The sequence below is a fragment of the Nonomuraea sp. NPDC005730 genome, assembly GCF_040630865.1.
Classification (GTDB): Bacteria; Actinomycetota; Actinomycetes; order Streptosporangiales; family Streptosporangiaceae; genus Nonomuraea.
This window is the reverse complement of the sequence record NZ_JBEXYK010000025.1, coordinates 78,446-100,594: the sequence shown is the minus strand read 5'-3', so window position 1 is coordinate 100,594 and position 22,149 is coordinate 78,446. Positions and strand designations below refer to the sequence as shown.

At 72.0% G+C, this 22,149-nt stretch carries 18 protein-coding genes; 4 read left to right on the top strand and 14 right to left on the bottom strand.

All coding sequences use genetic code 11. From position 1 onward, the window contains the following. Positions 1 to 93: 93 nt before the first annotated feature. The 13 genes from ABZ444_RS26850 to pgsA form a co-directional block, all read right to left on the bottom strand. Positions 94 to 1,245, bottom strand: a complete 1,152-nt coding sequence (locus tag ABZ444_RS26850) for a GNAT family N-acetyltransferase (protein ID WP_358002256.1) — start codon at positions 1,243 to 1,245, stop codon at positions 94 to 96. A gap of 11 nt (positions 1,246 to 1,256) precedes the next feature. Next, complete coding sequence (locus tag ABZ444_RS26845) at positions 1,257 to 2,930, bottom strand: sugar ABC transporter permease (protein WP_358002253.1); 1,674 nt, start codon at positions 2,928 to 2,930, stop codon at positions 1,257 to 1,259. Between the two features lie 166 nt (positions 2,931 to 3,096). Next, positions 3,097 to 3,846, bottom strand: a complete 750-nt coding sequence (locus ABZ444_RS26840) for a YebC/PmpR family DNA-binding transcriptional regulator (protein ID WP_125635615.1) — start codon at positions 3,844 to 3,846, stop codon at positions 3,097 to 3,099. 3 nt (positions 3,847 to 3,849) lie between these two features. Continuing rightward, positions 3,850 to 4,473 carry a pyridoxal 5'-phosphate synthase glutaminase subunit PdxT gene (gene pdxT, locus ABZ444_RS26835; RefSeq protein WP_358002248.1) on the bottom strand — a complete coding sequence of 208 codons (624 nt, stop codon included), beginning with the start codon at positions 4,471 to 4,473 and terminating at the stop codon, positions 3,850 to 3,852. 47 nt (positions 4,474 to 4,520) lie between these two features. Beyond that, positions 4,521 to 5,717 (bottom strand): MFS transporter, encoded by a 1,197-nt coding sequence (locus tag ABZ444_RS26830; protein WP_358002245.1) that lies wholly within the window; start codon positions 5,715 to 5,717, stop codon positions 4,521 to 4,523. Positions 5,718 to 5,726: 9 nt separating this feature from the next. Then, positions 5,727 to 6,161, bottom strand: a complete 435-nt coding sequence (locus tag ABZ444_RS26825) for a MarR family transcriptional regulator (protein ID WP_358002242.1) — start codon at positions 6,159 to 6,161, stop codon at positions 5,727 to 5,729. An 88-nt stretch (positions 6,162 to 6,249) separates the two neighbouring features. Further along, positions 6,250 to 7,932 (bottom strand): alkaline phosphatase D family protein, encoded by a 1,683-nt coding sequence (locus ABZ444_RS26820; RefSeq protein ID WP_358002239.1) that lies wholly within the window; start codon positions 7,930 to 7,932, stop codon positions 6,250 to 6,252. Between the two features lie 191 nt (positions 7,933 to 8,123). Next, positions 8,124 to 9,041 (bottom strand): pyridoxal 5'-phosphate synthase lyase subunit PdxS, encoded by a 918-nt coding sequence (pdxS, locus tag ABZ444_RS26815; RefSeq protein ID WP_358002236.1) that lies wholly within the window; start codon positions 9,039 to 9,041, stop codon positions 8,124 to 8,126. Between the two features lie 111 nt (positions 9,042 to 9,152). Next, on the bottom strand, positions 9,153 to 10,157 hold the full coding sequence (locus ABZ444_RS26810) for a DUF3048 domain-containing protein (protein ID WP_358002233.1): 1,005 nt from the start codon (positions 10,155 to 10,157) through the stop codon (positions 9,153 to 9,155). Positions 10,158 to 10,236: 79 nt separating this feature from the next. Then, positions 10,237 to 10,779: a hypothetical protein gene (locus ABZ444_RS26805; protein ID WP_358002230.1), complete on the bottom strand. Its 543-nt coding sequence runs from the start codon at positions 10,777 to 10,779 to the stop codon at positions 10,237 to 10,239. Positions 10,780 to 10,811: 32 nt separating this feature from the next. Continuing rightward, on the bottom strand, positions 10,812 to 11,942 hold the full coding sequence (locus ABZ444_RS26800) for a glycosyltransferase family 4 protein (protein WP_358002227.1): 1,131 nt from the start codon (positions 11,940 to 11,942) through the stop codon (positions 10,812 to 10,814). Beyond that, positions 11,939 to 12,847 carry a phosphatidylinositol mannoside acyltransferase gene (locus ABZ444_RS26795; protein WP_358002224.1) on the bottom strand — a complete coding sequence of 303 codons (909 nt, stop codon included), beginning with the start codon at positions 12,845 to 12,847 and terminating at the stop codon, positions 11,939 to 11,941. The genes ABZ444_RS26800 and ABZ444_RS26795 overlap by 4 nt, the downstream gene beginning before the upstream one ends. After that, positions 12,844 to 13,467, bottom strand: coding sequence for a phosphatidylinositol phosphate synthase (pgsA, locus tag ABZ444_RS26790; RefSeq protein WP_358002220.1), 624 nt, complete (start codon positions 13,465 to 13,467; stop codon positions 12,844 to 12,846). Before pgsA ends, ABZ444_RS26795 begins: the two co-directional genes overlap by 4 nt. A gap of 142 nt (positions 13,468 to 13,609) precedes the next feature. Here pgsA and ABZ444_RS26785 point away from each other — a divergent pair, with 142 nt between their 5' ends. Both ABZ444_RS26785 and ABZ444_RS26780 read left to right on the top strand, forming a co-directional pair. After that, positions 13,610 to 15,760 carry an elongation factor G-like protein EF-G2 gene (locus tag ABZ444_RS26785; RefSeq protein WP_358002217.1) on the top strand — a complete coding sequence of 717 codons (2,151 nt, stop codon included), beginning with the start codon at positions 13,610 to 13,612 and terminating at the stop codon, positions 15,758 to 15,760. Positions 15,761 to 15,950: 190 nt separating this feature from the next. Continuing rightward, positions 15,951 to 17,474, top strand: a complete 1,524-nt coding sequence (locus ABZ444_RS26780) for a family 10 glycosylhydrolase (RefSeq protein ID WP_358002214.1) — start codon at positions 15,951 to 15,953, stop codon at positions 17,472 to 17,474. A 77-nt stretch (positions 17,475 to 17,551) separates the two neighbouring features. On the opposite strand, the gene ABZ444_RS26775 is transcribed toward ABZ444_RS26780, so the two are convergent. After that, the gene (locus ABZ444_RS26775) at positions 17,552 to 18,877 is read right to left on the bottom strand and encodes a PLP-dependent aminotransferase family protein (RefSeq protein WP_358002211.1); all 1,326 of its coding nucleotides are present in this window, start codon (positions 18,875 to 18,877) and stop codon (positions 17,552 to 17,554) included. 90 nt (positions 18,878 to 18,967) lie between these two features. Between ABZ444_RS26775 and ABZ444_RS26770 the strand changes: the two genes are divergently transcribed. Together ABZ444_RS26770 and ABZ444_RS26765 are read left to right on the top strand one after the other, a co-directional pair. Continuing rightward, positions 18,968 to 19,867, top strand: a complete 900-nt coding sequence (locus ABZ444_RS26770; RefSeq protein ID WP_358002208.1) for a branched-chain amino acid transaminase — start codon at positions 18,968 to 18,970, stop codon at positions 19,865 to 19,867. A gap of 107 nt (positions 19,868 to 19,974) precedes the next feature. Further along, entirely contained in the window at positions 19,975 to 22,050 is a 2,076-nt protein-coding gene (locus ABZ444_RS26765) for a hypothetical protein (protein WP_358002206.1), read from the top strand. Positions 22,051 to 22,149: the final 99 nt, after the last annotated feature.

Below are 22,149 nucleotides of genomic sequence, written 5' to 3'. Positions count from 1 at the left end.
CGCGCCGCCGAACATCTGTTCGGCACGAGACTCTACCCCGGCTGAGCTGGCCGCGCACCGTGAATCGCCCGCCGCGAACGGCGGGCGGGCCCGTCAGAAGTAGTCGAGCATGTACGGCTTGGCGGCGAAGGCCGCGTCCAGCAGCTCGTCGTGACCGTCGTCGCCGGACATCAGGCCGGTCCTGCGCAGTGTCGTGGTGGGCACGCCCGCGTACAGGGCGGAGAAGCCGCCCACGCTCAGCGCCGCGCCCCCGCCGGCGGCCGGGACGTCCGGGACGGCCGTGCCGGCGCCGCCGGAGAACTCCAGCCGGAAGGAGCCGCCGCCGCGCAGCGGGTCGTCCACGGAGACCACGGCCCCGCCCGTCACGGCGGCGGGAAAGCCCCTCCGTCCGACGGCCGCGGCCACGTCGAGCACCCTGAACATCCAGCGCACCTGCCTGACGTGGTCGGTGGAGCGCTCGCCGAGCAGCCACAGCACCGGGTCGTCGGGGGCGACCGGCGCGGTGACCTTCCTGGCGATGGACGACGAGCTGCCCACCATCGACCACAGCGTCCTGGCCGTCTCCCCGGACCCGGCGACCAGGTTCTCGACGTGCATGTCGTCGCCGTTCCAGCGGTAGACGAGGTAGCCGTCGGGGGCCAGGTAGAGGAAGTCGTCCTCGTTGGACAGCCAGACGCGCCAGGCGTTCTCGTCCCAGGCGACTGGGCCGCTGGAACGTGCCGCCTCGTGCGTCCGGTGGAGCAGGGAGACCACCTCGGCGGCGTCGCCGGGACCCATCCTGCGCAGCTTCACCTCGCCCGACGGCCTGATGCGGCGCAGCGACTCGGCGGGCAACGTGATCATGTGCCGGGCTCCGGCGTGCTCGTAGCCGAGCGAGCGGTACAGGGGCGTGGTGGCCGGGTAGAGCGCCGAGACGGCGTCGCCGTGGGCGGCGGCGCGGTCGATGACGGCGCGCATGATCGCGGTGCCGACGCCGTGGCCGCGGTCCTCCGGGTTGACGGTGACCCCCGCGACGCCGGCCATGGGCTGCGGACGGCCGTACCACCATTGGGTGAAGCGGCGCAGCCGGGCCGAGGCGGCGAGCCTGCCGCCCTCGAACGCGCCCAGGTAGCGGCCCTCGACAAGCGTGGGCGTCACGGTGTGGCGCCACCGCTCGGCCTCCGCGCCGGAGATCGGGCCGAAGGAACGTTTACGCAGGTCGAGAACGTCATCGAGGTCGTCGGGGGTGAGATCGCGAATTTCCACAACCCCTCAACCTACGGGCTGGTACGGGCAGGTCGCGAACCGTTGACGCCGATGGCGAGCCGGTCGAGGTACAGCAGCTGGGCGGCCACGACGGCGGCCAGCGCGACCGCGACGACGAGCAGCGGGGTGCTCGTCCCGACGTCGGGGACGCCGTGGTAGCCGCCGAGCCGGCCCATCTGCGTGACGGGCGCGGTGAACAGCTCCGGGCTCTGGGCCACGAGCAGCGGCCAGAGCACGTCCTGGGCGTTGACCAGCGTGACGGCGCCGGCCAGCACGCCCGCCATGGGCAGGGACGGCAGCAGGACGCCGCCGAAGAAGTCCCTGTCGTTCCGCTCGGAAAGCCCCTTGCACAGCAGCGTCAGCACCAGCAGCGCCGGAACGCTGACCAGCAGCGGCGGGAAGAGGGCGAAGAAGGTGTCCACGAGGCGCAGGTTGCGCATGTTCTGCCAGTCGGCCACGCCGAGGGGGCCGGTGCCGACGAACAGCCAGGGCGCGAACGGCAGCAGCAGCCACTCGCTGCGCGCGCCCAGGGGGCGCAGGCCGCCGATGCCGAGGGCGGCCAGGTAGGCGACGCCGACCGACACCAGCGCGCCGGCCACGGCGGGGACCCAGGTGTTGACCTGCACGCGCAACCCGCCGGATGCCGCGCCGTCGCCGCCCGCGAGCACGCCGGAGATCCACGGCCAGGCGCAGACCAGCCCGACGGCCACCACCAGCACCAGCGCCACGGCCCCGACGACGACGCCACCTCCGGTCCGCGCCCGCCCGGGATCAGAGACCCGCCCGGAATCCGAGGCGGGGAACGCTCCACGCTGATCCCGCTTCGGGAGCACGGTGACACGGAGGCGGGCGGCCACGGCGACGACCACGGCGACGATGCCGAGCACGCCGAGAAGTACGCCCGTCAGGGCCGCGACGGCCGCGCCAGGGCCGAACTGGGCCATTCTGAAGGCGAAGTCGTACTGGAGGCCCGCGAGGGTCTGTGTGGCGCGCTCAGGGCCTCCCCGGGTGAGCGCCATGCCGATCGAGAACGCCTGCGCCCCCACGGCGACGGTCGCCAGCGCCACCAGCACCGCCACCACGACCGTGGCGCGCCCGGCGGTGCCGCCGCGCAGCGCGGGCAGGAACGCCGTCAGCGCCAGCGCGCACACCACCCCGAAGGTGGCGGCCACGACGACGAGCCGCAGCGTCCCCGGGGCCGTGGCGGGGTCGCGCAGGCCCTCGGCCAGCGTGGCGATGCCCGGACCGTCGGGCATCGTCCCCCGCAGCCAGGCCGCCGCCACGCCGATCGGGGAGAACGTGACGATCGCCAGCGACGACACGACCAGGCCCGCGCGCCGCGGCAGGGGGCCGCCCCGGTCGAGCGCCAGCGCCAGCAGCGGCCCCACGACCACGGCCACCAGCAGCGGCCCGGCGGTCAGCGAGAGCGTGAAGCCGAGCGCCCGCCAGAACTCCTCCCCGCCCAGCACCTTGCCGTAGTTGTCCAGGCCCACGAACCTGCTCGGCTGCAGCACGCCGCCGCTGTGCAGGCTGAGCACGATCGTCTGGACCGTCGGCAGGACCAGCGTGATCAGTGTGCCGAGCAGCGCGGGCACGGCCAGCAGCCAGCCCAGCGCGCGGTAGGACGCCGGGGGCCGGGCGGCCGGGGGCACGGGGACGGGGGTCGGTGGGATGGGGGAATTCACGTCGCCCGACCCTAGCCGCGTCAGGGCGCGGGCGCACGCGTAACGGCCGGGTGGGCATTTGGTGTCGAACGCCCCCGAGCCCGGCAAGCGCCAGGTCAAGGACGGAAACCGGCCCCGGGAAAGGGTGAGGGCCCGGAGTCGCCCCCGGGCCCTCGGTGGCGCGGGGTCAGTCGAGGGCGGCCAGGACGTCGTCGGAGACGTCGAAGTTGGCGTAGACGTTCTGGACGTCGTCGCTGTCCTCCAGCGCGTCGATCAGGCGGAACACCTTCTTGGCGCCCTCCTCGTCGAGCGGCACGCTCATCGTCGGCAGGAAGCTCGACTCGGCGGAGTCGTAGTCGATGCCCGCCTCCTGGAGCGCCTTGCGGACCGGCACGAGGTCGCCGGCCTCGGAGACGACCTCGAAGGAGTCGCCCATGTCGTTGACCTCTTCGGCGCCCGCGTCGAGCACGGCCATCAGGACGGTGTCCTCGTCGAGGCCGTTCTTGGGCACGATCACGACGCCCTTGCGGTTGAACATGTACGACACCGAGCCCGGGTCGGCCAGCGAGCCGCCGTTGCGGGTCAGGGCGACGCGGACCTCGGAGGCGGCGCGGTTGCGGTTGTCGGTGAGGCACTCGATGAGCACCGCGACGCCGCCGGGCGCGTAGCCCTCGTACGTGATGGTCTGCCAGTCGGCGCCGCCGGCCTCCAGGCCGCCGCCGCGCTTGCGCGCCCGCTCGATGTTGTCGTTGGGCACGGAGTTCTTCTTGGCCTTGAAGATGGCGTCGAAGAGGGTGGGGTTGGCGTCCGGGTCAGGGCCACCGGTCCGTGCCGCCACCTCGATGTTCTTGATGAGCTTCGCGAACAGCTTGCCGCGCTTGGCGTCGAGCGCGGCCTTCTTGTGCTTCGTCGTCGCCCATTTGGAGTGGCCGGACATTACCTAGAGCTCCCTCACCATGTCTACGAAGTAACGGTGCACGCGCGTGTCCCCGGTCAGCTCGGGGTGGAACGACGTCGCGAGCAACGGCCCTTGACGGACCGCGACGATCCTATCCCCAGGCTCGGCCGTGCCCAGCACCTGAACGTCGGCGCCGACCGATTCCACCCACGGAGCACGGATGAACACAGCGTGTACGCGTTCGTCGGCGAAGTCCAGGTCCGACTCGAACGAGTCCACCTGGCGGCCGAAGGCGTTGCGCCTGACCACCATGTCGATGCCGCCGATGGTCTGCTGGCCCTCGATGCCGTCCTCGATGCGGTCGGCCAGCATGATCATGCCGGCGCACGAGCCGTAGACGGGCAGGCCCTCCTTGATCCGCATCCGCAGCGGTTCCAGCATGTCGAAGGTGTCGGCGAGCTTCCACATGGTGGTCGACTCGCCGCCGGGGATCACCAGGCCGTCGACCGCGTCGAGCTCGGCCGGGCGGCGCACGGCGACGGCCGACGCGCCGGCCTCCCGGAGCATGCGCGCATGCTCGCGCACGTCTCCCTGGAGAGCGAGTACACCGATCGTGGGCACAGCGATCCTTCCGTCAAGGTCCGGTTTCCGACAATTCAACACCATGATGGCCCGGCATCTTCCTACCACAGCACTCTGGCGTAAAAGCGAGGTCAGGCGGCGGCCTGCACGGCGTCCACGCGGGCCAGGGCGCTCAGGTGGTGGCGACGGGCGTACAGGAAGGTCATGCCGATCGCGCAGCAGGCGGCGCCGACGACGTAGGGGACGGCGACGCCGATCTCCTCGCCGAGCTTGGTCGCGATGAACGGCGCCAGCGCGCCGCCCATCCAGCGCACGAAGTTGTACCCGGCCGAGGCGACGGGCCTCGGGGCGTCGGAGACCTCCATGGCCGACTCGGTGAAGACGGTGTTGTTCAGCCCGATCGGGATGCCGGACAGGACGGTGAACACGACGATCCCGGCGGGCGCCCCGGCCGTCCCCGACACGGCGATGCCTACCTGGAAGAGCGCGAGCAGGCCCAGGGCCAGGTGCAGCACGTTCACCGAGCCGATCCTGCGCTGCAGCGGCGGCGCGCCGAACACCGAGGCCAGCGCCACGCAGACGCCCCAGCCGAAGAACACCGCGCCGATGCCGTACGGCGACATGTGCAGGATGAACGGGGTGAAGGCGAGGATCGTGAAGAACGCGAAGTTGTAGAACAGGGCGGTGAAGGCGGTCGTGGACAGCCCGCCGTGGGCCAGGGCCCGGATGGGGGCGCTGAGCCTGGTCTTCACCGCGGGCCTCGGCCCCGTCCTGAGCAGGGTGGCGATCAGCACGAAACCGGCGGCCATCAGCGTGGCGGTGCCGAAGAACGGCGCTCGCCAGTTCCAGTCGCCGAGCAGCGCGCCGACCAGGGGCCCGGCCGAGATGCCGAGACCGAGCGCGGCCTCGTACAGGATGATGGCCGACTCCGCGCCGCCGTTGGCCGCGCCGACGATGACGGCCAGCGCGGTGGCCACGAACAGGGCGTTGCCGAGGCCCCAGCCGGCGCGGAAGCCGACGAGCTCGGCGACGCTGCCTGAGGTGCCGGCCAGCGCGGCGAACAGCACGACCAGCGCCAGCCCCGCCAGCAGCGTGCGTTTGCCGCCGATGCGGCTGGAGACCCAGCCGGTGATCAGCATGGCCACGGCGGTGACCAGGAAGTAGCTGGTGAACAGCAGGGACACCTGGCTGGGCGTGGCGTGCAGCCCTTGGGCGATGGAGGGCAGGATGGGGTCGACGAGGCCGATGCCCATGAAGGCCACGACCGCGGCGAACGCGGTGGCCCAGACGGACATCGGCTGGCGCAGGATTCCGCCGCCGGTTTGCATGTTGTCCCCTTACTGGGTGGTTCTGTCGATGCCGAGCCTGGCCAGGACGGGCAGGGCCGCCGCGAGCACGTCGCGCTCGTCGTCGGTGAGCGCGGCCAGGTCCTGGGCGAGGCGGGCGATCCTGACCCGGCGCACGGCGTGCAGCCGGTCGCGGCCCTCTCCGGTGAGCTCGACCGTCCTGACGCGGGCGTCGGCCGGGTCCGAGCCGCGCGCCACCAGGCCCGCGTACTCCAGCCGGTTGATCTGCACGGTCATGGTCGGCAGCTGGACGGCGTGCTCCTCGGCCAGCTCGGTCATCCGGCGCGGGCCGTGTTCGAGCGAGCCGAGCACGGCGTACTGCTGGGTGGTGACGGGCTGGCCGGCGCTGGAGCGCCGCAGCAGCAGGACCAGGTGGCGCAGCACCTTGGAGACCTGCTCGGCCATCTGGGTGGGATCGTCCCTCATACTTAGCCCAACTAACTTAGCCTGGCTAATATTCCGAGCGAAGAAAAGGCGGCGTCCCAGCCCCCCGGGGACGCCGCCTGCCTCAGGGCTACGGGCGTTCGGTCTCCAGCCGGACGGTGTCCTCCACCGTCACCTGCTTCCTGGCGCCGATCGCCGGGTCCAGCGGCCGCAGGTACGTCTGCCGCACCCCCGGCACCCGGTCCTCCACCACGAACGTCGCCCGCGTGTACGCCTGCGCCCCAGGCTCGCGCACCTGCGGCACGACCTTGAAGTCGGCCGTGAGCAGGTCGCGCTCGATCTTCGTCAGCACGTATCCGCGCTGGTTGTTGTAGAACTTCAGATGCGGGTTGATCGTCAGGTACGGATGCGTCGCCGGGTCGGAGTCCGCGCCGTCACCGCCCGTGGTGATGGAGGTGGCCACGAGTTCGGAGCCCACGGTGGGCCCGGTCGGGTCGTCGTAGTCGAGCTTGAGGTCGCCGGCCCAGTGGGCGTGCACGTCGCCGGTCAGCACCACCGGGTTGCGGACCTCGGCGTCCACCCAGCCCTGGGTGATGCGCCGGCGGGAGGCGACGTAGCCGTCCCAGGCGTCCATCGAGGTGATCTTGGCGGGGCCCGCGTTGTTGTCGCGCTGGGCGAAGAACACCTGCTGGCCCAGGATGTCCCACTGGGCGCGCGAGCGGTGGAAGCCCTCGATCAGCCACTGCTCCTGCGCGGCGCCGGTGATCGAGCGCGCCGGGTCGATCGCGGCCGGGCAGTCGCGGTAGCCGTCGCCGCAGCCCTGGTCGTCGCGGTACTGGCGGGTGTCCATCATGTGGAAGGTGGCCATCCGGCCCCACCGGATCCGCCGGTAGAGCTGCATGTCGATGCCGCGCGGGATCGAGGTGCGGCGCAGCGGCATGTTCTCGTAGTAGGCGCGGAAGGCGGCGGCGCGGCGGGCCAGGAAGTCCGGCTGGGGCACCTCCGGCTTCTCCGGCACCTCGTCGGCCCAGTTGTTGTCCAGCTCGTGGTCGTCCCAGACGACCAGCCAGGGCGCGGCGGCGTGCGCGGCCTGCAGGTCGGGGTCGGCCTTGTACTGGGCGTGCCGCTGGCGGTAGCCGGCCAGGGTCTCGGTCTCGGGGCCCTCGTGGTCGCGGACGTTGCCGCCCGGGATGGTGTAGGTGTCCTTGGTGTACTCGTACTGGTAGTCGCCCAGGTGCAGGACCAGGTCCGGGTGCTCCTCGGCCAGCCTGCGGTAGGAGGTGAACCAGCCGTGCTCGTACTGGGCGCAGGAGACGAAGGCCATCGACAGCGCGCCGCCGTAGGACAGCGGGTGCGGGGCCGTGCGCGCCCGTCCCATGGGCGAGACGTACGGGCCGACGCGGAAGCGGTACCAGTAGTCCCGGTCCGAGCTCAGCCGGTCGACCTCGACGTGCACGCTGTGCCCCCACTCCGGCACGGCGACGGCCACCCCCGACCGGACGACGCGGCGCCCGCGCTCGTCGGCGTAGACCTGCCACTGCACCGGGAACGGGCGCTGCGGCATGCCGCCGAAACCGTCCTCGGCCAGCGGCCGCTGGGCCAGCCTGGTCCACAGCACGAACCCCTCGTGGTCGGGGTCGCCGCAGGCCACGCCGAGCGTGAAGGGATCGGTCGACAGCCCGCGCGAGGCCAGTGCCTGCGCGGTCTCTGCGGCGGGATCGGGCTCGGCGCTCGCCGACGTGGCGGGGATCGCCGCGGCGGCGCCCGCCGCCAGGCCGGTGACCAGGAAATGCCGTCGGTTCAGCTTGGACACGGTGCGCTCCTCGGGACGATCAAGGGTGAGGGACGCCCGTAGCCTGACCGAGTCTCATGACAGGCCGGTGAACCGCGGACAACACGAAAGAGGCGACATCCTTCGCGAATGCCGCCTCTTACGAAGCTTTTCATCGTCACACGACGATCATGGACCTACGGCGGGCCGCCGGCCTGCGGCGACGCGCCGGTTCACCAGCCGCGCTCGGCCAGGCGGTGCGGCTGCGGGATCTCGTCGACGTTGATGCCGACCATGGCCTCGCCGAGACCGCGCGAGACCTTGGCGACGACGTCGGCGTCGTCGTAGAACGTGGTGGCCTTGACGATGGCCGCGGCACGCTTGGCCGGGTCGCCCGACTTGAAGATGCCCGAGCCGACGAACACGCCCTCGGCGCCGAGCTGCATCATCATGGCGGCGTCGGCCGGGGTGGCGATGCCGCCCGCGGTGAACAGCACGACCGGCAGCTTGCCGCTCCTGGCGACCTCGGCGACCAGCTCGTAGGGGGCCTGCAGCTCCTTGGCGGCCACGTAGAGCTCGTCCTCGGGCAGCGAGGTGAGGCGCTTGAGCTCACCGCGGATCGTGCGCATGTGGGTGACGGCGTTGGAGACGTCGCCGGTGCCGGCCTCGCCCTTGGAGCGGATCATGGCCGCGCCCTCGGTGATGCGGCGCAGGGCCTCGCCCAGGTTGGTGGCGCCACAGACGAAGGGCACGGTGAACTGCCACTTGTCGATGTGGTTGGCGTAGTCGGCCGGGGTGAGCACCTCGGACTCGTCGACGTAGTCGACGCCGAGCGACTGCAGGACCTTGGCCTCGGCGAAGTGGCCGATGCGGGCCTTGGCCATGACGGGGATCGACACGGCGGCGATGATGCCGTCGATCATGTCGGGGTCGCTCATCCTGGACACGCCGCCCTGGGCGCGGATGTCGGCGGGCACACGCTCGAGGGCCATGACGGCGACGGCGCCGGCATCCTCAGCGATCTTGGCCTGCTCCGGGGTGACGACGTCCATGATGACGCCACCCTTGAGCATCTCGGCCATGCCGCGCTTGACGCGGGCCGTTCCGGTGACGGGGGTGCTTTCAGGCGTGCTGGACAAGGTCTTCCTCACGGGCTCTCAGGGCGGACGGTAAGTTATCAAACCCATCGTAGGTCCTGATGGACCCCTCCCCCGACATGCCACGATGTCAGGATTTGCCGCTCAAGTTATACAGAACGGTCATCAAGGGGTGACGGGCTTGCGGCTGGCGAGCGCGACCCAGACCTGGCCGGGGGCGAAGTTCATCGGCTCGCCGCTCTCAGTGGTGAACGTCGTACCGCTCTCCTCCGATTCCCGTTCCCAGTTGGCCGCGTAGGCTTTGCCGTCGCGCAGCACGACGGCCTTGCCCTTGCCGGTGGTGTGCACGAGCGGGGTGTAGCTCTGGTGGAAGTCGTGGAACTGCGAGCGCTCGGTCTTGGTGTACTGCACGACGATCGTGGGCGCGCCGAGCTGGCCGCCCTCGGCCGCCATGTCCTTCTTGCCGTCCTGCCAGATCAGCCACTGCTTCTTGGCCTCCGACCAGGCGAAGGTGAAGCGCGCCGCGGGCCACCTGACGGTGTACGACTTCTTGTCCACGCCGCCCTCGGCGGGCGCGTCGCCGAAGGTGAAGCCGATGTCCTTGGCCTCGGTGGCCTTGGGGGCGCCCGACAGCAGCTTCTTGGTGTTGGCGAACAGGTTGTAGGGGGCGTAGCGGCCCGGCTGGCGGAAGTAGGCGCCGGGGTTGCGGGTGTCGCCCACGTCGTACAGCGGGGCCTTGGCGATGAACGGCAACATCTTGGTCTGCGCGCCGGAGTAGGCGAACGCCGGCTTGCCGAACTGCGGGACGATGTGCAGGTCGGAGATGCGGGCGCTGCGCACCGGGCCCACCTTGGCCGGGATCTTCGAGGAGAAGATCGCCATGAGCCGGGTCAGGCCGGCCTCGACCTGCTCGACGTAGACGACGTCGGCGCTCTTGAGCCCCATCTGGGGCTTGCCGGCGGCGGTGTTCTCGATCTTCACCGCGAGCACCGGCTTGAGCTCCTCATAGGGCTGCCCGGTGAACGGGTGCCCCTCGGCCTGCTCGGTGGGCTCCTCGGAGGGGGCGGCGGTGGCCGCCTGCGGCGCCTTGCCGGGCGCGGGGGGCTCGTCGGACGAGCAGGCCGCGACGGGCCCCAGCACGGCCGCCCCTGCCAGAGTCACCGAGATCATCCGGGATAGCCGCACCTTGCAACAACTCCTCGCCTTTGCCCAGAAATCGGGAGAAGCTTACCGGCCTCCCCACATTTGGTCATTCAGGCGACATAGTTGCGGGCGGATTGTCATCGATCTCGAAGAATTCCGGGAACTCGGTGTGCCCGGCCAGCCGCAGCGTCCTGGCCAGCAGGCGCCGCTGCGCCGTACGGGTGACCCCGACCGCGTTGTTGTAGAAGCGACGCGAGTAGACGACCTTGGCCACCGCCGCGTCGAGCTCCTCCAGCAGGTCGCCGCCGCCGGGCGCCTCGGCCAGCTTCTCCCTGAAGCGCTCCTGGTCGGCCGCGGCCCGCAGGGCCCGCGACAGGTCGCTCTCGGCGTGCTCGCGCTCCTCGGGCCCGGCGATCCTGGCCTCGTGGGCGGCGGCGGCCAGCACCAGCGAGGTCGCGGGGTCGAGCAGCCGCGAGCCGGCCAGTTCGAGCACCACGGCCCGGCGCCGCATGAGCGCGGCCTCCAGCGCCTCGCGGGCCAGTTCGAGCCGGATGTGCAGGCGGTCGAGCCGGCCCGCGCGCCAGGAGATGTAGACGGCCGTGAGCACGACGACGATGCCCACGATCAGCACGATCATGGTGGATGTCACAACGGATCCCTACAGGAGCTCTCGGCAGACGGTCACAGGTCCTCCTCCACCCGGCCCGCGCCGCTGGTGGTCACCGTCTCGTAGACGCGCACCACGTCGCGGGCGACCGTGGACCAGTCGTACTTCCTGACCGCCACCAGCGCCTCGGCGGCCAGCTTGGCGCGCCGCTCGGGGGCGTCGAGCAGCGCGGCGGCCTCGCGGGCGAGGGAGGCGGCGTCGCCGTTGGCGAACAGCGCGCCGGCCTGCCCCTCGCCCAGCACCTTGCGGAAGGCCGGGATGTCACTGGCCAGCACCGTCGCCCCCGACGCCATGGCCTCGGCCAGCACGATGCCGAAGCTCTCGCCCCGGGTGTTGGGGGCGCAGAACACGTCGACCGAGTGGTAGGCGCGGATCTTGTCGGCCTCGCTCACCATGCCGAGCACGGTCACCCGCTCGTGGAAGGGCTTGGGCACCTTGTCGTAGACGTCTTTGGCGTCGCCGGGGCCGGCGATGAGCAGCTTCAGGCCGGGACGCTCGGCGGCCAGCGTGTTGAAGGCGTCGAGCAGGATCGGCAGGCCCTTGCGCTCTTCGTCCATGCGGCCGAGGAAGCCGATCGTGGCGCCGTCGGGGCCCCAGCCGGGCAGCGGCTCGGCCTCGGTGTAGCGGGCCACGGTCACCCCGTTGGGGATCAGCACGGTGTCGCCGCCGAACTGCTCGACCAGGCTCTTGCGCGCCGCGTCGGAGACCGCGATGCGGCCGCTCAGCTTCTCCAGGGCGCTGCGCAGCAGCGGCTCGGCCACCGCGATGGCGCGCGAGCGGGTGAAGGAGGCGTGGAAGGTGGCCACGATCGGCCCCTTGGCCGCCCAGCAGGCCAGCACGCCGAGGCTCGGGATCAGCGGCTCGTGGATGTGCAGCACGTCGAAGTCGCCCGTACGCACCCAGCGCCGCACCCGCGCGGCCGACAGGAACCCGAACGACATCCGGGCCACCGACCCGTTGTAGGGCACCGGCACCGCCCGGCCGGCGCCCGTCACGTACGGGGGCAGCTCGTCGTCGTCGGCGGCGGGCGCGATGACCGAGACCTCGTGCCCCTGCGCCATCAGCGCCTGGGCCAGGTCGTCGATGTGCTGTTTGACCCCGCCGGGCATGTCCCAGGAGTAGGGGCAGACGATGCCGACCTTCATCTCGGCAGGTCCTCCAGCCAGAGCCGCTGCAGCATGTGCCAGTCCTCCGGGTGCTCGGCGATGCCCTTCTCGAAGACGTCCGTCATGGCCTGGGCGACGGCCGCCACCTTCTCCTGCCGGGTGCCCTCGGCGGGCACCGGGATCTCCTCGTGGATGTGGATGCCCCAGTCGTCGCCCACGAAGTAGACGGTGGCCGGCAGCAGCGCGGCGCCGGTCTGGACGGCCAGCAGCGGCGGCCCGGCCGGCACCTTGGTGGTGGCGCCGAAGAAGCGCACCTCGATGCCGCTCTTGGTCAGGTCGCGCTCGGCGGGCAGGCAGACCACGCCGCCCTTGCGCACGCGGCCGGCGAGGGTGCCGAAGTTGTGGCCGTCGCCGCCGGTGAGCGGCAGCACCTCCATGCCGAGCCCCTCGCGGAAGGCGACGTAGCGGCGGAACAGCGACTCGGGCCGCAGCCGCTCGGCGACCGTGGTGAACGGGTGGCCGACGCCGACCAGCCAGGCGCCCGCCGCGTCCCAGTTGCCCATGTGCGGCAGGGCCAGCACCACGCCCCGGCCCGCGGCCAGGGTGTCGTGGACGTGCTCGGCCCCGATGACGTGGGTGCGCCGGACGATCTCCGGCCGCGGGATCGAGGGCAGGCGGAAGACCTCGTGGAAGTAGCGGAAGTAGGAACGCATGCCGGCCCTGCTCAGCTCGCGCAGCTCCGCGCTGCCGGCGTCGATGCCGGTGACCCTGGCCAGGTTGGACTCCAGGCGGCGCACGGACTTGCCGCGCTTGCGCCACACCCGGTCGGCCAGGAGGCGGAAGAGCGCCGCCGTGGGCCGCTCGGGCAGCAGCGGGACCAGCTTCCAGCCCGCCGCGAAGCCCGCCGCCACGATGCGGTCGCCGATGGAGGTCTTCTCGCTCATCGCTCCCTCGTCTGCCGGTGGACGTGCACGACCCGCTGCACGACGGTGATGGTGGAGGCCGCCGCCAGCAGCCACATCCCGAGCGGCAGCACGTACGGCACCCCGATCCCCGAGAAGAAGGTCGCGACCAGGGCCACGACCAGCCGCTCCGGGCGCTCGGCCAGCCCCACGTCCGCCGTGAGCCCGAGGCCCTCGGCCCTGGCCTTGGCATAGGAGACCAGGGACCCGGCGACGAGGCAGGCCAGCGTCACGCCGGCCATCAGCGTGTCGCCCGCGGCGACGAAGTACAGGATCAGGCCGGCGAAGATGGCGGCGTCGGCCACCCGGTCGAGCGTGGAGTCGAGGAAGGCGCCCCAGACGGTGCCCCCCTTGCCTCCGAGCCGGGCCACGACGCCGTCGAGCAGGTCGAACAGCACGAAGACGGTGATGAGCAGCGCCCCCCAGGCCAGATGGCCCAGCGGGAACAGGAGCAGGGCGGAGATCACCGTGCCGAGGGTGCCGATCGCCGTGACGGCGTTCGGGCCGATCCCGCGGCCGACGAGAGCCCTGCCCAGCGGGGTGAGTATCCGGGTCATGGCCGGTCGCAGGAGTTTGAGCATCGCGGTCCGATCGTAGGCCATCGCGTGAGCGGCCACTTTCTTTGCCCCGCACCCCTTGTGATATTCGCCACAGGGGTATTTGGTGAACACACCGCGTCCATGCGGTTCCTGACACCCTCCGCGCGGGCGCGGCGTTGGATGCACCGACGACGTGGGAGGCGAAGTGGCGGATAGGAACTCCGGCGGGGCCATGGGAGCCGCGGGCAGGGCACCCACGGCCGACAGGGCGGATGCGATACGCAACGTCGTGCTGGTCGGCCACTCAGGAGCGGGCAAGACCACCCTGGTCGAGCAGCTGCTCGCGGCGACGGGCACCGTCCAGCGACCGGGCCGGGTGGAGGACGGCAACACGGTCAGCGACTTCGACGAGGTCGAGATGCGCCAGCAGCGGTCGGTCAACCTGGCGCTGGCGCCGCTCGTGCACAACGGCATCAAGATCAACCTGCTCGACACCCCGGGTTACGCCGACTTCGTCGGCGACCTGCGCGCCGGGCTGCGCGCCGCCGACGCCGCCCTGTTCGTCGTGTCGGCCTCCGAGGGGATCGACGGGCTCACGCAGATGCTCTGGGAGGAGTGCGCCCAGGTCGCCATGCCCAGGGCGGTGGTGATCACCAAGATCGACCACCAGCGCGCCGACTTCGACGACGTGCTGGTCACCTGCCAGGACGTCTTCGGCGACGGCGTCGCGCCGCTCTATCTGCCGGTGATCACCAACGGGCACGTCAACGGCCTGATCGGGCTGCTGTCGCAGAAGTTCTACAACTACGCGACCGGCGCCCGCACCGAGAAGGAGCCGGGCGCCGAGTACGAGGCGCAGATCGAGGAGCGGCGCGGCGAGCTGATCGAGGGCATCATCCAGGAGAGCGAGGACGAGTCGCTCATGGACCGCTACCTGGAGGGCGAGCCCATCGACACCAAGGTCCTGGTGGACGACCTGGAGAAGGCGGTCGCGCGCGGCAGCTTCTTCCCGGTGTTGTGCAGCGGGCTGGGCAACGGCCACGCGGTGGGCATGACGGAGCTGCTGGAGCTGGTGACCCAGGGCTTCCCCTCGCCGCTGGAACACCGGATGCCCGAGATCACCGACCTGTCCGGCAAGCCGGTCGGCGGCATCGCGTGCGACCCCGACGGCCCGCTCGTGGCGGAGGTCGTCAAGACCACCAGCGACCCGTACGTGGGCCGCATCAGCCTCGTCCGCGTCTTCTCCGGCACGCTGCGCCCGGACATGACCGTGCACGTCTCCGGCCACGGCCTGGCCGACCGCGGGCACGAGGACCACGACGTCGACGAGCGCATCGGCACGCTGACCAGCCCGCTCGGCAAGACCCAGCGCCCGGCGGCCAAGGGCTCGGCCGGGGACATCGTGGCCGTGGCCAAGCTGTCGCGGGCCGAGACCGGCGACACGTTGTCGGAGGTCGACCGTCCGTTGCTGATGACGTCCTGGCAGATGCCCGATCCGCTGCTGCCGGTGGCGATCAGGGCGAAGTCGAAGGCCGACGAGGACAAACTGGCCCAGGCGCTCGGCCGGCTGGTGGCCGAGGACCCGACGCTGCGCCTGGAGAACAACGCCGAGACCAGGCAGCTCGTGCTGTGGTGCATGGGCGAGGCGCACACCGACGTGCTGCTCGACCGCCTGGCCAACCGGCACGGCGTCGAGGTCGAGCGGGTCGAGCTGCGGGTGCCGCTGCGCGAGACGTTCGGCGGCAGGTGCCAGGCGATGGGCCGCAACGTCAAGCAGACCGGCGGGCACGGCCAGTACGCGATCTGCCACCTGGAGGTCGAGCCCCTGCCCTCGGGCGGCGGGTTCGAGTTCGTGGACAAGATCGTCGGCGGGGTGGTGCCCCGGCAGTTCATCCCGTCGGTGGAGAAGGGCGTGCGGGCCCAGATGGAGCGCGGCGTGGTGGCCGGCTACCCCATGGTGGACGTGCGCGTCACGCTCTACGACGGCAAGGCCCACTCGGTCGACTCCTCCGACATGGCCTTCCAGATCGCGGGGCAGCTCGCGCTGAAGGAGGCGGCCGCGAAGGTCCCGACCCTGCTGCTGGAGCCGGTGGACGAGCTGTCGGTGCTGGTGGCCGACGACTACGTGGGCTCGGTGATGTCCGACCTGTCCTCGCGGCGCGGGCGCGTGCTCGGCACCGAGCCGGTGGGCACCGGGCGCACGCTGGTCAAGGCCGAGGTGCCCGAGCTGGAGATCACCCGCTACGCCATCGACCTGCGCTCGATGTCGCACGGCACCGGCACGTTCACGCGCACGTTCCTGCGCTACGAGCCGCTGCCGCCGAACCTGGCGAGCAAGGTGGCGGCCACGGAGTGAGCGGCGCAGAGCCGGGAGGGCACCATGTCCCTCCCGGCCCGCACGTTTCATCACCACACCTACCGTTTCGTAACAGAAGCATCACGACTGCATTTCTTTTTTCAGGTCCGATCACGCGGGAGCAGCTGCCAGACTGGGTTGCACTATGCGAACTGGACGCCCACTCCTAGCCGCTGCAGCCCTCGCGGTCGTGACCACCAGCGCCGCCTACGTGTTCGGCCCCGGTGCGACCGAGAGCCCCGCAGCGACCAAGAAGACGACGACCACCGCCCCCGCCACCGCCGAGGCGACGGCGGCCTGCAAGCCCGACCCCCGCTACCCCAAGCGCCAGCTGCGCGGGGTGTGGATCGCGACGGTCAAGAACATCGACTGGCCCTCGCGCGCCGGCCTCGGCCAGGCCCGCCAGAAGGCCGAGTACGTCAAGATCCTCGACAGCGCGGTCAAGCGCAATCTCAACGCCGTCTTCGTCCAGGTCCGGCCCGCCTCCGACGCGCTCTACCGGTCCTCTCTGGAGCCCTGGTCGCAGTACCTGACGGGCACCGCGGGCAAGGACCCGGGCTGGGACCCGCTCCCGTTCCTCATCGACGAGGCGCACAAGCGCAACCTGGAGTTCCACGCCTGGTTCAACCCCTACCGCGCGGCCGAGAGCGCCGACCTGTCCAAGCTCCCGGCGAACCACCCGGCCCGGCAGCACCGCGACTGGACGGTCAAGTACGGCGGCGGCCTCTACTACAACCCCGGCCTGCCGCAGGTGCGCGAGCACGTCACCAAGGTCATCACCGACGTGGTCAGCCGCTACGACGTCGACGGCGTGCACTTCGACGACTACTTCTACCCCTATCCGGGGGGCGGCGGCACGTTCGACGACAAGGCGGCCTTCGCCAAGTACGGCAAGGACCAGAAACTGGCCGACTGGCGCCGCCACAACGTGAACAAGCTGGTGGCCAAGGTCGACGCGGCCGTCCACGACACGAAGAACCACGTGAAGTTCGGCATCAGCCCCTTCGGCATCTGGCGCAACGAGTCCAACGACCCCGACGGGTCGGCCACGGCCGGCATGTCCGCCTACGACTCGATCTACGCCGACGCCCGCTCCTGGATCGAGGACGGCACGGTCGACTACGTCGCCCCGCAGCTCTACTGGCCGCGCGGCTTCAAGGCGGCCGACTACAAGACGCTGACGGCCTGGTGGGCGGGCGCGGTCAAGGGCACCGACGTCCAGCTCTACATCGGCCAGGCGCTCTACCAGGTCGGCACCAAAACCAACGCCGCCTGGGCCAACCCGGGCGAGCTGTCGGCGCACCTGACGGTGAACCGGCGCTACGAGCAGGTCGACGGCGACATCTACTTCAGCGCCAAGCAGCTCCTGACCAACCCGCTCGGCGCGATCGACCGGGTGGCCAAGGAGCACTACAGCCGTCCGGCGCTGCTGCCGATCATGGAGGACCGCGGCGGCGAGGCCCCCGGCAAGCCGGCCGGCGTCAAGGCGAACGGCTCCACCGTCTCCTGGACGCCGTCCGAGGGGGCGCGGGCCTACACGGTGTACCGGGTGCCGGAGTCGGGCAAGGACTGCCACACCACCGACGCCCGCAACCTGGCTGCCGTGGTGACGGCGGCGTCGTACCCGGCCAAGCCGGGCACGTACCTGATCACCTCGCTCGACCGGCAGCACCACGAGAGCAAGCCGGTGAAGGTCAAGGTGGGCAAGGGCTGAGCCCGCCCCGCCACGCTCGTCCGTCGACGCCGCGCCCGGGATCCGGGCGTGGCGTCGCCGTGTTCGCGGCGGGGAGCTCAGCGGCCGGTCTGCTCCCACGCGCGGGCCAGGGCGGCGACCGCCTGGTCGAGGAGGGCGGGCGGCAGGGCGAAGCTGAGGCGCAGGCGGTCGCGGTGGCGGCCGTCCGGGGAGAACAGTGAGCCGGGGGCCACGGCCACGCCCTGCTCGCGGGCGGTGGCGGCGAACCTGTCGGTGTCGGCGCCCGGTAGGCGGGCCCACAGCGACAGGCCGCCCGGGGGGCGTGACCAGGTCCATGACGGCAGGCGCGCGGACAGCGCGGCGGTGAAGTGGTCGCGGCGGCGGGCCAGCTCGGCCAGCCAGGCCGGCACGGGGTCGCCGTCGAGGAGGTCGGCGGCCAGCCGCTGGGAGACGGCGCTGGTGGCCAGGTCGGCGTCGAGCTTGGCCTCCAGCAGCCGGGCCAGCAGCGGGTCGGGGGCGGTGAGCCAGCCCACCCGCAGGCCGCCCCACAACACCTTCGACAACGAGCCCACCGTCACCGTGCCGTGCGGATGGGCCAGGGCCAGCGGCCCGGGCGGCGTCCGGCCGTCGAACACCACGGGCGCGAGGGTCCGGTCCTCCACCAGCGGGACGTCCGCCGCGGCGGCCAGCTCGGCCACGTGCCGCAGGTCGGCCACGCGGCCGGTCGGGTTGTCCACGGGCAGCGCGTACACGGCGGCCGGGCGGTGGCGGGCCAGCGCGTCGCGCACGGCGTCGGGGTCGGTGAGGTCCACGGGCACGGCGTGGGCCCCGGCGCGCCGGAACACGCTGAGCGCGCCCCCGTAGGCCGGGTCGCCGACCAGCACCCGGTCGCCGGGCCGCAGCAGCACCCGGGCCGCCAGGTCGATGCCCTGCTGGGCGCCCGAGGTCACCAGGATCTGGTGGTACGGCCCGGCGTCCAGGGCGGCCAGCACGGCGCGCAGCCGCGAGTCGCCCATGGCGTCGTAGCCGTGGCCGCTCGGCGCGCGCATCAGGGCGGCGGCGTCCAGCGGGGGCACCGCCAGGTGCGAGGGGTCGGGGACGACCGAGGTCGACAGGTCGGCCAGCACCGCGCCGCCCTGGAGCAGGCCGCCGAACGTCGGGACGCCCAGCACGTACGTGCCGCTGCCGTGCCGGCGTTCACACAGGCCCTCCTCGCACAGGGTGTTGAAGGCGGCGGCGACCGTCCCGCGGCTGAGCCCGACCGCCTGGGCCAGGTCGCGCTCGGAGGGCAGGCGGGTGCCCGGGGCGATGGCGCCGGTCTGGGCCAGGTCGGTCAGCGCGCCGGCGAGCCGCCGGCTGGCCGTGCCCTCGTGGAGCCGGAGCCGGTCGCGGACCAGGGTGACAAGGTTTTCTTCTCTTCCCACGCCACTATTATCCGGTTACTGTGCCACTTATCAATGAATTGGCCTACATCTTGTGATTGTTGGCGGCCATTTACGGAGAGGAGCGGCACGATGCGCGAAGCCGAGCACATCTGGATGGACGGCGAGCTGGTGCCCTGGGGCGAGGCCCGCGTGCACGTCCTGACGCACGCCCTGCACTACGGCACCGCCGTGCTGGAGGGCACCAGGGCCTTCGACACGCCCGAGGGCCCGGCGGTGTTCCGGCTGGACGAGCATCTGCGGCGGCTGGCGCGCAGCGCGCGGATCATCGGGATGCCGCTGCCGTACACGCTGGACGAGCTGCGCGCGGCCACGCTGGCCACGGTCGCGGCCAACGGCCAGTCCTCGTGCTACATCCGCCACCTGGCCCACCGCGGCTACGGCGAGATGGGCGTGGCGGCGCGCGGTTGCCCGACGGTGGTCTCGATCGCGTCGTGGGAGTGGGGCGCGCTGCTGGAGGCGGGCGTGCGGCTGATGACCAGCTCGTGGCAGCGCAACGACCACCGGGTGACGCCGACCGCGGCCAAGGCCACCGGCCCGTACCTGAACTCGGTGATGGCCAAGTCCGAGGCCATGCAGGCGGGCTTCGACGAGGCGGTGCTGCTGAACGCGGCCGGCAACGTCAGCGAGTGCACCGGCGCCAACGTCTTCGTCGTGCGCGACGGCGTCCTGACCACGCCTCCGCCGCACGCCGGCGCACTGGAGGGCATCACGCAGGACACCGTCGCGCGGCTGGCCGCCGACCTGGGGCTGACGGTCACCAGGGAGGATCTGCTGCGCACCGACCTGTACACGGCCGACGAGATCTTCGTCTGCGGCACGGCGGCCGGGATCGTGCACGTCAGCGCGGTCGACCACTGCGAGTTCGGCGGCCCCGGGCCGGTCACCGGCAAGCTGGCCGACGCCTACGAGGCGGCCGTGCACGGGCGCGACGACCGCTACCGCCACTGGCTCACCCCCGTGCGCGGCTGACGGACCGCGCCCGCCGCCGCCCGTGAGAAGGTAGGGGAACCGGTGGCGCCGGATCGCGACGTGCTCTAGCGTGCCACGGACGTCATCGAACGCGGGAGGTCGTCGGGGTGAGGCGCGCGCTCGTGGTGCTGGCCGTTCTGGCCGGTTCCGTACTGCTCGGCCTGCAGGGCACGGCCACGGCCGGCGGCTCGGCTCCCGGCGCGGGCAGGGTGGCGCTCATCGGCGTCTCCGGTCTCGCCTGGGACGACGTCAACCAGGGCGACGCGCCCAACCTGTGGGAGCTGACGCGCGGCGGCGCGATCGGCTCGCTGTCGGTGCGCACGGTCAGCAACATCACCTGCCCCTACGACGGCTGGCTCACGGTGTCGGCCGGCACCAGGTCGGCCGCCGGATACGCCTGCGGCGCCCCTCCCGCCCCCGAGACCCTCGGCGCGGGCGCGGTCATCCCCGACTACCGCTACCTCATCGACGTGGCCGGGCAGCGCAACGCCGGCACGCTGGGCGAGGCGCTGAAGGCGGCGGGCCGGTGCTCGATCGCGATCGGCCCCGGCGCCGCGCTCGCGCTGGCCGACCGGCAGGGCGCGGTGCAGCGCTACCACGCCTCCCCGCTCCAGGTCCGCACGGCCGACCTGGAGCAGTGCCCGCTGATCGCCATGGACGTCGACGACCTCGTGCACCCCTACCTGGCCAGTGGCAAGCTGCCCAAGGTGCCCGAGCAGCTCGGCCCGAAGGAGCGCCGCGACGCGCTGCGCCTGGCCGACGCCAAGGCCGGCGCGCTGCTGTCGATCCTGCCGCCCGGCACCACCGTGCTGCTCGCGGGCCTGTCCGACCACGGTTCCGTGCCCCATCTGCGGGTGGCTGCGCTGCGTGAGCCGGGGGCGCAGGGGCGGTTGCTGGGCGCGGCCTCGACCCGCCGTGCCGACATCTCGATCCTGCCCGACCTGACCGCGACCGTGCTCTCCCGGCTCGGCGTGCCGGCGCCGGCCACGGTCGTCGGGGTGCCGCTGCAGGTGGGCGAGGCCGGCGCGACGATCGACCGGCTGCGCCGGGCCGACGCGACCGCGCAGGCCATCCGGTCGGTCAAGGGCGTCTACTTCACCGTCGTGGCGGTGTTGCAGGTCCTGTTCTACGTGGTCGCGTTCCTGCTGCTGCGGCGGCGCAGGGGCCTGTCGCCGGTGCGCCTGGCCGCGGTCGCGCTGGCCGCCCTGCCGGTCTCCAGCTACCTGGTCAACCTGCTGCCCTGGTCGACCCTGCCGCAGCTGGTCGCCGGGGTGCTGGGCTGGGTCGCCGTGATCACCGCGCTGGCCTTCGGCGGGCCCTGGCGGCGCCGTCCGCTCGGCCCGCTCGCCGTGGTGGCCGGCATCACCGCGCTCACGCTCGCCGGCGACCTGCTGACGGGCACGACGTTGCAGCTCAACAGCGTCATGGGCTACAGCGCCGAGGTCGGGGCCCGCTACTACGGCCTGGGCAACATCCCGTTCGCGCTGCTGGCCACCGGCACGCTGCTGGCCACCACCGTGATCGCCCACCGCTGGCCGGGGCGGCTCGGGGTGGCCGCGATCGTGGTGCTCGGGGCGTTCGCGATGGTGCTGGGCGGCTCGGGCATGGGCAGCGACTTCGGCGGCGTGATCGCGTTCGTGCCGGGCATCGCGGTGACCGCGCTGCTGGTGGCCGGCAAGCGGGTGTCGATCGTGAAGCTGGGGGCGTTCTGCGTGGCCGGGGCGGTGATCGTGATGACGTTCGCCGTGCTCAACTACCTGCGTCCGCCCGACGAGCAGACGCATCTGGGCAGGTTCGTGGGCCAGGTGCTCAGCGGCGAGGCGTTCGAGGTGATCTTCCGCAAGCTCCAGGCCATGCTGGCCACGCTGCTCAGCCCCAACCTCATGCCCATCGTGATCGCGGCCGTGGCCTTCCTCGTCTACGCGATCCTGCGGCCCGAGCAGGCCAGCGCGGGCGTGGTGCCCGCGGCGTTCCGCCACTCCCCCGCCCTGCGGGCCGGCCTGATCGGCACGATGGTCAGCGGGGTGATCGGGATGCTGGTCAACGACTCGGGCGCCGCGGTGTTGTCGATGGCTCTGGCGCTGGCCGTGCCGCTGCTGCTCGCGGCGGGCATCGGCGCGCTCGGCCGCGAACAGCCGGCCGAGGCCCCCACCACCGCCCCCCTGGCCCGTACGGCCGACTAGTGCTCTGACCGCATACGTTCGCCGCTTCGTTCGCCCCAGGAGCGACGGGTGTTTCTGGGGGCGGTGTCACGCAAAAACGATTGCCTGGGGGGCCAGAGC